Annotated in this window: 11 protein-coding genes and 1 pseudogene; 5 read left to right on the top strand and 7 right to left on the bottom strand. The window is 65.5% G+C overall.

Going from position 1 to position 11,926, the window contains the following annotated elements; translation table 11 throughout:
* The first annotated feature begins 71 nt into the window (after positions 1-71).
* Both YUU_RS52390 and YUU_RS0131580 read left to right on the top strand, forming a co-directional pair.
* Positions 72-626 (top strand): carboxymuconolactone decarboxylase family protein, encoded by a 555-nt coding sequence (locus YUU_RS52390; RefSeq protein ID WP_035663920.1) that lies wholly within the window; start codon positions 72-74, stop codon positions 624-626.
* Positions 627-660: 34 nt separating this feature from the next.
* The gene (locus YUU_RS0131580) at positions 661-1,074 is read left to right on the top strand and encodes a TfoX/Sxy family protein (RefSeq protein ID WP_027525947.1); all 414 of its coding nucleotides are present in this window, start codon (positions 661-663) and stop codon (positions 1,072-1,074) included.
* A 55-nt stretch (positions 1,075-1,129) separates the two neighbouring features.
* Here YUU_RS0131580 and YUU_RS0131575 read toward each other — a convergent pair whose 3' ends face one another.
* From YUU_RS0131575 to YUU_RS0131550, 6 genes are all read right to left on the bottom strand, one after another.
* A complete protein-coding gene (locus tag YUU_RS0131575) occupies positions 1,130-2,362 on the bottom strand; it encodes a Zn-dependent hydrolase (RefSeq protein WP_027525946.1) in 1,233 nt (410 codons plus the stop codon).
* A complete protein-coding gene (locus YUU_RS0131570) occupies positions 2,355-3,140 on the bottom strand; it encodes an ABC transporter ATP-binding protein (protein WP_027525945.1) in 786 nt (261 codons plus the stop codon). The genes YUU_RS0131575 and YUU_RS0131570 overlap by 8 nt, the downstream gene beginning before the upstream one ends.
* Entirely contained in the window at positions 3,137-3,910 is a 774-nt protein-coding gene (locus YUU_RS0131565) for an ABC transporter permease (RefSeq protein ID WP_027525944.1), read from the bottom strand. Before YUU_RS0131565 ends, YUU_RS0131570 begins: the two co-directional genes overlap by 4 nt.
* A gap of 82 nt (positions 3,911-3,992) precedes the next feature.
* Positions 3,993-4,937: an ABC transporter substrate-binding protein gene (locus YUU_RS0131560; RefSeq protein WP_027525943.1), complete on the bottom strand. Its 945-nt coding sequence runs from the start codon at positions 4,935-4,937 to the stop codon at positions 3,993-3,995.
* A 96-nt stretch (positions 4,938-5,033) separates the two neighbouring features.
* Positions 5,034-5,765, bottom strand: coding sequence for a histidine utilization repressor (hutC, locus tag YUU_RS0131555; RefSeq protein WP_027525942.1), 732 nt, complete (start codon positions 5,763-5,765; stop codon positions 5,034-5,036).
* Positions 5,762-7,120: a formimidoylglutamate deiminase gene (locus tag YUU_RS0131550; protein WP_027525941.1), complete on the bottom strand. Its 1,359-nt coding sequence runs from the start codon at positions 7,118-7,120 to the stop codon at positions 5,762-5,764. Before YUU_RS0131550 ends, hutC begins: the two co-directional genes overlap by 4 nt.
* Positions 7,121-7,204: 84 nt before the next feature.
* Between YUU_RS0131550 and hutI the strand changes: the two genes are divergently transcribed.
* Genes hutI through hutU form a run of 3 tightly spaced genes read left to right on the top strand, consistent with a single transcriptional unit; the run spans position 7,205 to position 11,657 of the window.
* Positions 7,205-8,419: an imidazolonepropionase gene (gene hutI, locus YUU_RS0131545; RefSeq protein ID WP_027525940.1), complete on the top strand. Its 1,215-nt coding sequence runs from the start codon at positions 7,205-7,207 to the stop codon at positions 8,417-8,419.
* Positions 8,416-9,990: a histidine ammonia-lyase gene (gene hutH, locus YUU_RS0131540; RefSeq protein WP_027525939.1), complete on the top strand. Its 1,575-nt coding sequence runs from the start codon at positions 8,416-8,418 to the stop codon at positions 9,988-9,990. The genes hutI and hutH overlap by 4 nt, the downstream gene beginning before the upstream one ends.
* Positions 9,987-11,657, top strand: coding sequence for a urocanate hydratase (gene hutU, locus YUU_RS0131535; protein WP_027525938.1), 1,671 nt, complete (start codon positions 9,987-9,989; stop codon positions 11,655-11,657). Before hutH ends, hutU begins: the two co-directional genes overlap by 4 nt.
* 45 nt (positions 11,658-11,702) lie before the next feature.
* On the opposite strand, the pseudogene YUU_RS60435 reads toward hutU, so the two are convergent.
* Positions 11,703-11,926: pseudogene (locus tag YUU_RS60435) on the bottom strand (IS701 family transposase); the annotation flags it as partial.

Below are 11,926 nucleotides of genomic sequence, written 5' to 3'. Positions count from 1 at the left end.
TCGTTTGCGATCAATGACGATTGAGCCGTGCCTCAAGGTATGGCGGGGCAGACCGCGCAAAGGAGGTGACCATGCAGGACGGAAAAACACGCATTCCGCCGGTCGACGTTGAGACCTGTCCGGACGACCTGCGCGAAACGCTCGAGGAGCAACGCAAGCTTTGGGGCGCACCGCTCTATCCCTATCTCTTCTACGCGCGCCACCCGCCTTACCTCCGCGCCGCCAAGAAGATGTGGGCGGCCCTTCAGGAAGAAGCAGCGCGCGGGCTTGATACGCTTCGAGCGCTGGTGAACCGACGCGTCGCCTGGTCGAACGGCTGCGAGTACTGTCAGGACGCTCATGCGGCAAAAGCCAGCAGGCTGGGTGTCTCGACAGACAAGATCGACGCTCTCAACGACTACGCGAGGAGCCCGCTTTTCAGCGAAGCGGAAAGGGTGGCGCTCGAGTACGCTGACGCGATTACGGAGACGCGCTGCGACGTTGACGACGAGCTGTTCGCGCGCCTCCAACGGCATTACGACGACGACACCATTGCAGAGCTTACGATGATCATCGCGTGGCAAAACGCGTCCTCGCGCTTCAATCACGCGTTCCGTATTCCCTCGCAAGGGTTCTGGACGCGATGATTGAGGCCTCGAGCTGGACTGCGTGAGATCGAGCATGGTTGCCAGCGAAAGCTTTACGGAGTTTCTGCGCGAGCAGCTCGCATCTCTCGGACGCATCACAATGCGCCGCATGTTCGGAAAGACGGGTGTGTTCTGCGACGGGTTCATGCTCGGCATGGTGAGAGACAACACGCTCTACTTTCGGGTGGATGAGCATAACCGGGCGACCTTCAAGGAAGCCGAAACCTTTCCACCTCTCAACTACGAGAAGAGAGGCGAAACCATCGATCTCTCCTTTTGGCGCGCGCCGGAACGGTTGTTCGACGAACCCGACGAGCTTCTCACGTGGGCGCGACTGGCGGTGGCGGCGGCGCGGCGGGTCGCTGCAAAAAGAGAACGGACGGTGCGAAGGCGCCATCGCTCCCCTCGGGAGCCGGGAAAGCAGAAGAGGCGCAGCGTAAGATCGTAGATTGTCGCAAAATTCGCCTTCAGGCAAATCATCTAACCGAAAAGCGGTGCCACGCTCATCCCGCGAGAATGCGCCGGCAGGCGTCCACGAACACTTGGGCGCCGGTGACGATATCAGCGTCAGCCGTGTTCTCGGTCCAGTGATGGCTGATGCCGCCGATCGAGGGCACGAACAGCATCGCCGCAGGCATGATGGTTGCGAGAACCTGGGCGTCGTGGCCGGCGCCGCTGGGCATGCGGACGGAGCGTCCGTTCGCAAAGGCCTTGCTCGCAGCTTCAATGGCCGCCTGGAAGGGCGGATGCATTTTGGCGGGCACGCCGGTGCGTAGCCGCTCCAGGGTGACTTGACAGGGGCCGTGCGCGTTGGCCTCATCGATCATCGTTCGCAGGAGGCCCTCCAGCCGGGCGATCACGGCCGGATCGTCGTCGCGGATCTGGAACAGCATCTCGGCGCCGCCGGGAATGATGCTCGGTGCGCCCGGATCGAGCGTGATGCGGCCCGTCGTCCAGACCGTGCGCGGCCCGGCCACGGCGGGAAACCGTGCGTCGATCGCCACGCAGAATTTGGCCAGCGCCAGGCCCGCGTCCTTGCGCGAAGCCATACGGGTCGTGCCCGCGTGGTTCTGCTCGCCGACGAAATTGATGCGGTACTGCCAGATGCCCACGATCGAGGTGACCACGCCGATCGCAAGGCCGCTCGTTTCGAGCGCATCGCCTTGCTCGATATGGGCCTCCAGATATCCGATGTGACGTCCCGGTTCAGCCGCGATGCGAGGGCGGCCGGCAAGGCCCGCATCGGATAACGCCTCGCGCATGCTCTGCCCGGTGGTGCGGTCGCGCGCTGCGTCGATGTCGGCTTCGCTCACGCCGCCGACATAGGACCGCGAGCCCAGGAAGTGACCGAAATGCCCTTCCTCGTCGCACCAAGCCGCGACTTCGACGGCGCCGCGCAGCGACGGATCGGAATTGATGACGCGCGCGGCCTCCAGCGCATAGACCACCCCCAGCGGACCATCGAGCCAGCCGGCATAGTTCTGGCTTTCGAGATGCGATCCGGCCAGCAGTTTCGGTCCCGCCCGTGTGCTCGTGCCGAGGATGTTGCCGATACCGTCGATCGCGCCGGTGAGGCCCGCCTCGGGAAGTTTTTCGACCAGCCATTCAAGCGACTGCCTGTGCGGCTCTGAAAACGTAGGCTTGTGCACGCCGGTCTTGTAGGCGCCGATGGCGCGGAGCGCATTGAGATCGGCGAGCACGCGCTCGCCGTTGGCGACAGAACGATTGTCAGACATGTTCAGCCACCTTCAACGCCTCGGTGCGGATCTCCTCGACGAGGCGCTCCTTGAGACGGACGAACTCTGGCGTGGTCTTGATCTTGTAGGAGCGCGGATGCGGCAGGTCGACGGCAATCTCGGCCTTGATGCGGCCGGGCCGTGCGCTCATGACGATGACGCGGCTGCCGAGAAAGATCGCTTCCTCGATGTCGTGGGTCACGAACAGCACCGTCTTCTGATCGCGCTCCCAGATCCCGAGCAGCATCTCCTGCATCAAGGCGCGGGTCTGGTTATCGAGCGCGCCGAAGGGCTCGTCGAGCAGCAGGATCTTTGGATCATTGGCGAGCGCGCGCGCGATCGCGGTGCGCTGCTGCATGCCGCCGGACAATTGCTTCGGCCAGTGTTTTTCAAAGCCGGACAGTCCCACCTGGCGGATGAAGGCGTCCGCGATCTTGCCGCACTCAGCTTGCGAAACTCCGCGCTCGCGCAGGCCGAAGGCGATGTTCTCGCGCACGGTGAGCCAGGGGAACAGCGTGTAGGACTGAAACACCATGCCGCGATCCGCGCCGGGACCGCCCACCTCGCGCCCGTCGAGCAGGACGCGGCCGCTGGTCGGCCGGTCAAGACCGGCGACGATGCGGAGCAGGGTGGATTTGCCGCAGCCGGACGGACCGAGGATGGTGACGAAGTCGTTGTCGCCGACGTCCAGGCTGGTCGGCTCGAGCGCCTTGGTCGGCGCATGGCCGGCCCGCGCAGGAAAGGTTCGCGATACCTGATCGATCCTGAGCTTGGTCATGCGAGTTTCCACGGAAACAGCCACGCATTGAACGCCTTGAACAGGAAGTCGGAGACGAGGCCGATCAAGCCGATGACGATGATGCCGAAGATGATCTGGCCGGTGTTGAGCAGAGCCTGGCTGTCGGTGATCATGTGGCCGATGCCTGACGATGAGCCGATCAGCTCGGCGACGATGACGTAGGTCCACGCCCAGCCCAGCACCAGCCGCAGGATTTCGGCGATCTCGGGGGCGGAGGAGGGCAGCAACACGCGGCGGATGATGCCGCGGTCGCTGGCCCCTAACGTATAGGCCGCCTCGACCAGGTCGCGCCGTGTGGCGCCGACGGTCACGGCCACCATCAGGATGACCTGAAACACCGAGCCGATGAAGATGACGAGCAGCTTTTGCAACTCGCCGATGCCGGCCCACAGGATGAGGAGCGGAATGAAGGCGGAGGCCGGCAGGTATCGCGCGAAGGACACGAAGGGTTCAAGGAAAGCTTCGATCGGCTTGTAGGCGCCCATCAGCACGCCGAGCGGCACGGCAATGACGGCGGCAAGCGCAAAACCGCCGACCACGCGCCAGACCGTCATCCCGATGTCGAACAGGAAGCCGTGTCGGGTCAGGAGCTCAAAGCCTTCCTGCACCATGGTCAGCGGGTTCGCGAGGAAGGTTTTCGATACATGGCCGCCGAAGGTCGCCCAGGACCACAAGGCAACGAACAGCACGAAGAACGCGAGGCCGTAAGCTGTACGTTGCTTCGCAGTCACGGGATCGAGGGGACGCATCACGGGCGAGGTTTCCAGACGAGAACGAGATCCAGGGTCGGTCCGCTTCGCGCGAAGCGGACCGACCAGGCGTTAGCCGCGGCTACTTGATGAAGCTCGCGTCGAAGAGATCCTCGACCTTCGGCGCCGCCTTGATGATGCCGATCTCGAGCAGCAAGTCCGCGGCGTCCTTGTTGAACGCCAGGAACTCGCCGCCGAAGAACTTCTGGTTCGCGGCCTTGTCCTGCCAGCGCAGGTACTTTGCCGAGTTGCCGAACTGCTCGCCGGTCTGCTTCACGTCGGCGCCCATGATCTCGTAGGCCTTGGCCTGATCCTTCGCGATCATGTCGAGCGCCTCGAAATAGCTGTCTGCCAGCGCCTGGGCGGCCTTGGGATTCTCGCTCAGGAATTTCGGCGTGCAGCCGAACGTGTCCATCACCATCGGATAGTCGAGCGTGGTGGCGATGATCTTGCCCTTGTCGGGCGCGGCGCGCACCGTCGAGAGGTAGGGCTCGTAGGTCATCGCGGCATCGTTCTGGCCGGAGACGAAGGCCTGCGCGGCCGCGGCCGGCTCCAGGTTCACGACCGTGACGTCCTTCACCGACAGGCCGTTCTTCTTGAGCATCCATGCGAGCGCGAAGTAGGGCGAGGTGCCCGGCGCGGAAGCCGCGACCGTCTTGCCCTTCAGGTCCTTGATCGCCGCGAGATCGTTGCGCACGGCCATGCCGTCAGCGCCGTAGCTCTTGTCGAGCTGGAAGATCTGCTTGGTCGCGACGCCGTTGGCGTTCCAGGAGATCCAGGTCTCGACCGTCGTTGCGGCGCACTGGACGTCGCCGGAGGCGATGGCGAGGTGGCGATCCTTCTGCGGGATCTTCTTGATCGTGACGTCGAGGCCGTTCTTCTTGAAGATGCCAGCCTCCTTGGCGAGCGTCAGCGGCGCAAAGCCGGTCCAGCCGGAGATGCCAATGCCGACCTTGACGTCATCGGCGAGCGCCGGCGTTGCCGCTGCGAGAGCAATGATGGCTGCGAATGCTTTTGTATTACGCATGTTTGTTGTCCTCTTGCCGATCGATGAATTGAACCCGAGTGATCTCTTCACATTGGTCTCTTGCTGCATGAATTGTGCCGCTTGCGACATCGCCGCTCAACCTCCCTTGAAGCGGGCGACGAGACGGTGGGACTCGCCGGGATAGTGCAGCCGCACCGCGGTCAGCGTCCGCGCGCTGCGCCAGGTGTAGCGGTCGATCACCAGGCAGGGCGCGCCGACGGCGATGCCGAGCGCGTCCGCGGTGCGATCATCCGCAACGACGGCGCTGATCGTATGCTCGGCTTCTGTCCACGGGACATGATGAAGCAGCCACGAGCCGGGCGGCTCGGCCGCAAAGTCGGCGTGTGCCGCTTCCGGCACCGCCTCGAGATCGATCAGCCTGTCCTCGAGCGCGAACGGCACGTTGTCGGCGCTGTGGCGGCAGGTGATCGCGATCACCTTGCCGGCCTTTCGCACTCCGAGGCGGGCGCGATCCGCGGCACTTGCGGCGCGGCGTGCGCATTGAACGAGCTGATATCCGTAGCTGCGGCCAAGCGCGGTAATCTCTGCGCGAATGTCGGCGATCTTGAGCACTGCGGACAGATGCTGCGGACGGCGGACGAACGAGCCGGCGCGCCGGCGCCGCTCGATCAGGTCGGCCTGCGCAAGCTCCGACAGCGCCTTGTTCACCGTCATGCGCGAGCAGCGATAGCACGCCATCAATTGATGCTCGAACGGGATGCGATGGCCCGGTGGCCACTCGCCCGTCAAGATCCTGGTCTCGATATCGCGCCGGATCTGCTTGTACAGCGTCGGCTTGTCGTCGAGCTTGTCGGTTGCGAGGCTCATGCGATGAGCCTCCGCACCGTCGTGTTGAAGCGTTCCCGCGCTGAGCGGCGAAGCATATGTTGCCCGCCCTCGACGACCTTCCTGCCGCCGGCCCAGACGCAATCGATCGCGCTCGTGCCCGCCGCAAAGATCCAGCCGTCGAGAACGGCGTCGCCACTGCGGCCGGCGAGCGAGGGATGGGTGGTGTCGAGGGTGACGATGTCGGCGCGCGCGCCGGCCTTGAGGCCCACGACGGGTTGCGCGAGCGCCTGGCCGCCACCGGCCAATGCGCCGTCGAGCAGGGCGCGTCCGGTCGAGACACCGGGCCCGTTCGACAACACGTTGCGCTCGCGGTGCTTGAGCCGCTGACCATATTCGAGCTGGCGCAACTCGTCCGCAATGCCGACCAGCACATTGCAGTCGGTGCCGATGCCGAAGCGGCCGCCGGCATCGAGGAATTCACGCGCGGGAAAAATGCCGTCGCCGAGGCTTGCTTCGGTGACGGGGCAGAGGCCCGCGACAGCGCCTGTCTTCGCGAGCGAAGCGACTTCCATCGGCGTCGTGTGGGTCGCGTGAATCAGGCACCAGCGCTGATCGACAGGCGCGTGTTCGAGCAGCCATTCCACGGGGCGCCTGCCGGACCAGGCGAGGCAATCCTCGACTTCTTTGGTTTGTTCCGCAGCGTGGATATGAATCGGACCGCCGTCGGCAAGCGGAACGATCGCGGCCAGCTGGTCCGGCGTCACGGCGCGCAGGCTGTGCGGCGCGATGCCGATATTGGCGCCGGGTAGCTTGGTGACGGCCTCGCGCGAAGCAGCAAGTAATTTTGCAAACTGATCGACCGAGCAGATGAAACGGCGCTGGCCGGCATGCGGCGCGGCGCCGCCGAACGTGCCGTGCGCATAAAAGCTCGGCAGCAACGTGAGACCGATGCCAGCAGTCTCGGCGGCCTGCGCGATGCGCATCGCCATCTCCGCCGGGTTGGCGTAGGGCGCGCCATCATGATCGTGATGCAGATAATGAAACTCGCCGACGCGGGTAAAACCCTGCTCCTGCATCTCGACATAGAGCAAGGTGGCGACGCTCTCGACGTCGTCGGGCGTCATCGTGAGCGCAAAACGATACATCGTCTCGCGCCAGGTCCAGAATGTATCGGCCGTGTTGCCGCGCGTCTCGGCGAGCCCGGCCATACCGCGCTGGAACGCGTGGCTGTGCAGGCTCGCTAGTCCGGGAATGGCGAGTTGATGGCGCTCGGCTCCGGCTGCCGGCGCGACGCCGGCTGTCACCTCGGCGATGGCGCCGTCGGTGACGACGACCTGCACGTCGTCGGCCCAGCCCGAGGGCAGCAGCGCGGATGCGAAATGCAGTCGTGTCATGTTTCCTGCCGGCTGGACAGAACCGCGCCACGATTATATGTCTAGACATATAAGTCAAGCGTCCGGCAGCGAAGGATTACCTGCATGGCAGAGCGCTTCGATCGGATCTGGCACAATGCCCACCTCGCCACGATGCGGGATGATCTGCCCGATCTCGGCGAGATCCCGCATGGCGTGATCGCGGCGCGCGATGGCCGCATCGTCTTTGCAGGCGCACACTCCGATTTTCCGGCGGATGCCGATGTGGTGGAGTGGATCGATTGCGCGGGGCGGTGGATCACGCCCGGTCTCGTCGACTGCCACACGCATCTGGTTTACGGCGGTAACCGCGCGCACGAATTCGAGCTGCGGCTCAAGGGCGCCAGCTACGAAGAGATCGCGCGCGCCGGCGGTGGCATCGTCTCGACGGTTGCAGCAACGCGGGCCGCGAGCGAGGCGGAGCTCGTTGCGAGTGCGCTGCCGAGGCTCGACGCGCTGATCGGCGAGGGCGTGACAACGCTGGAGATCAAGTCCGGCTATGGGCTCGATACGGACACCGAGCTGCGGCAACTCGGTGCCGCGCGTGCGCTCGCGCGCGTCCGGCCGGTTGCGATCCGCACCAGCTTCCTCGGCGCGCACGCGCTTCCAGTTGAAGCCGGCGACGACAAGGATCGCTACATTGACCTGGTCTGCCGCGAGATGCTGCCGGCGGTGGCGGAGTCCGGGTTTGCCGACGCCGTCGATGCCTTCATGGAAGGCATTGCGTTTTCGGCCGAGCAGACGGCGCGCGTGTTCGCGGCGGCGAGGGCGCTCGGCTTGCCGGTGAAGCTGCACGCCGACCAACTCTCCAATCTCGGCGGCGCAGCGCTCGCCGCAAAATTCTCGGCGCTTTCCGCCGATCATCTCGAGCACACCGATGAGGCCGGGGTCGCAGCGATGGCGCAGGCGGGAACGGTGGCGGTGCTGCTGCCCGGCGCCTTCTATTTCATCCGCGAAACGCAGAAGCCGCCCCTCGAGCTGTTCCGCAAGCATGGCGTCAGGATCGCATTGGCAACCGACTGCAATCCCGGCAGCTCGCCGCTCACCTCGCTTCTGCTCACGATGAACATGGGCGCGACGCTGTTCCGGATGACGGTCGTCGAATGCCTCGCCGGCGTGACGCGCGAAGGGGCGCGCGCGCTTGGCATGCTTTCCGAGACCGGCACGTTGGAGGCCGGCAAATGGTGCGACCTCGCGATCTGGGATGTCAAGCGGCCGGCCGAGCTTGTCTACCGGATCGGGTTCAATCCGCTGCATCGCCGTATCTGGAGAGGCCAGTGAGCGGCGCGGCGACACCGATCGTGGTCACACCCGGCCGCGTCAGCCTCGGCGATCTCGCGCAGGTGCTGGCGGGCGCGACCGTGGTGCTCGATCCCTCGTTCTGGCCTGCGGTCGATGCTGCCTCGGCGATCGTGATCGCGGCCGCGCAAGCGCCTGCACCGGCCTATGGCATCAACACCGGGTTCGGAAAGCTGGCCTCGAAGCGCATCTCGCCGGACCAGACCGCGACGCTTCAGCACAATCTGATCGTGTCGCATTGCTGCGGCGTGGGACCGCCGACGCCGGAGCCGGTGGTGCGCTTGATGATGGCGCTGAAGATCATCTCGCTGGGGCGCGGCGCATCAGGGGTGCGGCGCGAGGTCATCGCGCAGCTCGAAGCGATGCTGGCGCGCGGCATCTGCCCGCTGGTGCCGCAGCAGGGGTCGGTCGGCGCCTCCGGCGACCTGGCGCCGCTCGCGCACATGGCCGCGGTCATGATCGGCGAGGGGCAGGCGCTGGTTGGCGGAACGATCATGCCGGGCCGTGAGGGCCTGGCCTGCGCTGGTCTCGCGCCATTGACGCTTGGTCCCAAGGAAGGCCTCGCGCTCATCAACGGCACGCAATTTTCCACGGCCTATGCGATCTCCGGCCTGTTGCGCGCGCATGCGCTGGCATGTGCATCGCTCGTGACGGGCGCTCTGTCGGTCGATGCGGCGATGGCCTCGACGGTGCCGTTTCGCTCCGAGATCCACGCGTTGCGCGGCCATCCCGGACAGATCGCCGCCGGCGCGACGTTGACGGCCTTGCTCGACGGCAGCGATATCCGCCAGTCGCACCTTGAAGGCGACGAGCGGGTGCAGGATCCCTATTGCCTGCGCTGCCAGCCGCAAGTCGCGGGCGCCGCGCTCGACGTGCTGGCGCAGGCCGCGCGCACGTTGATGATCGAGGCCAATTCCGTCACGGACAACCCGCTGGTGCTGGTCGAGACCGGCGAGATCGTATCGGGCGGCAATTTCCACGCCGAGCCGGTTGCCTTTTCCGCCGACGGAATCGCGCTCGCGCTGTCGGAGATCGGCGCGATCAGCGAGCGGCGTATCGCAACGCTGGTCGATCCCGCGCTGAATTTCGGCCTGCCGCCATTCCTGACACCGGATCCAGGCCTCAACTCCGGCTTCATGATCGCCGAAGTCACCGCGGCGGCGCTCTACGCCGAGAACAAGCAGCGCGCCGCGCCATGCTCGATCGATTCAACGCCGACCAGCGCCAACCAGGAAGACCACGTGTCGATGGCCGCGCACGCCGCACGGCGGCTCTCCGATATGGCGGATAATCTCGCCTCCATTCTCGGCATCGAGCTGTTGGTCGCTGCGCAAGGCATCACGTTGCGCCTGCCACACCTGACCAGCCCCGCGCTTGCGGCCGTCATCGCCGCGTTGCGCGAGGAGGTGCCGGCACTCGGGCCCGACCGCTACATGGCCGACGACCTCGCCAGGGCCAAGGCGCTGGTCGAGGCCGGCGCGCTGCCGCGCATTGCGAGCGCGGCGCTCGCGAAAGATCCGTTTCCATCGCTTGCCTCAGAGGTCGCCCCATGAACCGCCGACTGGACAATGAACGCACGATCCGCGCGCCTCACGGCTCCGACATCAGCGCCAGGAGCTGGCTGACGGAAGCGCCGCTCCGCATGCTCATGAACAATCTCGATCCTGATGTCGCCGAGCGGCCCGGCGAGCTCGTCGTCTATGGCGGGATCGGTCGCGCGGCGCGCGACTGGGAGAGTTTTGACCGGATAGTTACTTCGCTGCGCAAGCTCGAAGGCGATCAGACGCTGCTCGTGCAGTCCGGCAAGCCGGTCGGCATCTTCCGCACCCATGCGGATGCGCCGCGGGTGCTGATCGCGAACTCCAATCTCGTGCCGCACTGGGCGACGCTCGATCACTTCAACGCGCTCGACAAGGCCGGCCTGATGATGTTCGGCCAGATGACGGCAGGCTCGTGGATCTATATTGGCAGCCAGGGGATCGTGCAGGGGACCTACGAGACTTTCGTCGAGGTCGGGCGGCGCCATTACGGCGGCAGCCTTGCAGGCAAATGGATTTTGACGGCGGGCCTCGGCGGCATGGGCGGCGCGCAACCGCTGGCAGCGACGATGGCTGGTGCTTCGCTGCTCGCGATCGAGTGCCAGCCGAGCCGCATCGAGATGCGCCTGCGCACCGGCTACCTCGATCGTCAGGCGAGCTCGCTGGACGAAGCGCTCGCGATCATGGCGGAGGCAGCGCGGACCAGGAAGCCGGTCTCGGTCGGCTTGCTCGGCAACGCCGCCGATATCTTCCCCGAGCTCGTCCGCCGCGGCGTCAAGCCCGACATCGTGACCGACCAGACCAGCGCCCATGATCCGATCAACGGCTATTTGCCGAAGGGATGGACGCTTGAGGAGTGGGAAGCCAGGCGTAAGGACGATCCCAAGGCGGTGGAGCTCGCGGCAAAATCCTCCATGGTCGACCACGTCAGGGCGATGCTGGATTTTCACGCGCAGGGCATTCCGACGCTCGACTACGGCAACAACATCCGCCAGATGGCGAAGGACATGGGGCTGAACAACGCGTTCGATTTCCCGGGCTTCGTGCCGGCCTATATCCGCCCGCTGTTCTGCCGCGGCGTTGGGCCGTTCCGCTGGGCGGCGCTGTCTGGCGATCCCGAGGATATCTTCCGCACCGATGCTCGCGTGAAGGAGCTGATGCCGCACGACAAGCACCTGCACAACTGGCTCGACATGGCGAAGGCGCGCATCAAGTTCCAGGGGCTGCCGGCGCGGATCTGCTGGGTCGGCCTCGGCGATCGTCATCGGCTTGGCCTTGCCTTCAACGAGATGGTCGCGCGCGGCGAAGTGAAGGCGCCGATCGTGATCGGCCGCGATCATCTCGACAGCGGCTCGGTGGCAAGTCCTAACCGCGAGACCGAGGCGATGCGCGACGGGTCGGACGCGGTATCGGACTGGCCGCTGCTCAATGCGCTCTTGAATTGCGCCAGCGGGGCGACCTGGGTGTCGCTGCATCACGGCGGCGGCGTCGGCATCGGCTATTCGCAGCACGCCGGCATGGTGATCGTCGCCGACGGCACGGCGGAGGCAGCCCGCCGCCTCGAACGCGTGCTGTGGAATGATCCGGCGAGCGGCGTCATGCGTCATGCCGATGCAGGCTACGAGACAGCGATCCACTGCGCCCGCGCAAACGGGCTCGATCTGCCGAGCCTGGTAGGCTAGCACTACTCTGGCAGTTTAGTTTTGCCTGGGTCGACGAGGAGTTTCTCACAGTGCGGGCATCGCCGGGGTGGAGGCTGAGCGAAGAGCTCGAGGATGGCTTGCCTGACGGCCGGCATGCTCGGCTGTGGCGGTGGTCCCGCGATTCTTTTTTTTTCGTCCCGCTGCTTTAAGGCGGCGGGATTGGAGGAAGGCGTAGGCGATCATGGTCATCAAGGCGTGTCGGTGTAAGCCCGTCCAGGATCTCCCTTCGAAGTGGTCGAGGCCAAGCT

The sequence above is a fragment of the Bradyrhizobium sp. Ec3.3 genome (assembly GCF_000472925.1).
Lineage (GTDB): Bacteria > Pseudomonadota > Alphaproteobacteria > Rhizobiales > Xanthobacteraceae > Bradyrhizobium.
This window is presented reverse-complemented; position numbering and strand designations above follow the sequence as displayed.

What these genes read in the sequence shown, in the direction of transcription:
- YUU_RS0131550 (WP_027525941.1), bottom strand. Translation starts at nt 7,120, where the DNA reads ATGACACGACTGCATTTCGCATCCGCGCTGCTGCCCTCGGGCTGGGCC.
- YUU_RS0131560 (WP_027525943.1), bottom strand. Translation starts at nt 4,937, where the DNA reads ATGCGTAATACAAAAGCATTCGCAGCCATCATTGCTCTCGCAGCGGCA.
- YUU_RS0131575 (WP_027525946.1), bottom strand. Translation starts at nt 2,362, where the DNA reads ATGTCTGACAATCGTTCTGTCGCCAACGGCGAGCGCGTGCTCGCCGAT.
- YUU_RS52390 (WP_035663920.1), top strand. Translation starts at nt 72, where the DNA reads ATGCAGGACGGAAAAACACGCATTCCGCCGGTCGACGTTGAGACCTGT.
- hutI (WP_027525940.1), top strand. Translation starts at nt 7,205, where the DNA reads ATGGCAGAGCGCTTCGATCGGATCTGGCACAATGCCCACCTCGCCACG.
- YUU_RS0131580 (WP_027525947.1), top strand. Translation starts at nt 661, where the DNA reads ATGGTTGCCAGCGAAAGCTTTACGGAGTTTCTGCGCGAGCAGCTCGCA.
- hutC (WP_027525942.1), bottom strand. Translation starts at nt 5,765, where the DNA reads ATGAGCCTCGCAACCGACAAGCTCGACGACAAGCCGACGCTGTACAAG.
- hutU (WP_027525938.1), top strand. Translation starts at nt 9,987, where the DNA reads ATGAACCGCCGACTGGACAATGAACGCACGATCCGCGCGCCTCACGGC.
- YUU_RS0131570 (WP_027525945.1), bottom strand. Translation starts at nt 3,140, where the DNA reads ATGACCAAGCTCAGGATCGATCAGGTATCGCGAACCTTTCCTGCGCGG.
- YUU_RS0131565 (WP_027525944.1), bottom strand. Translation starts at nt 3,910, where the DNA reads ATGCGTCCCCTCGATCCCGTGACTGCGAAGCAACGTACAGCTTACGGC.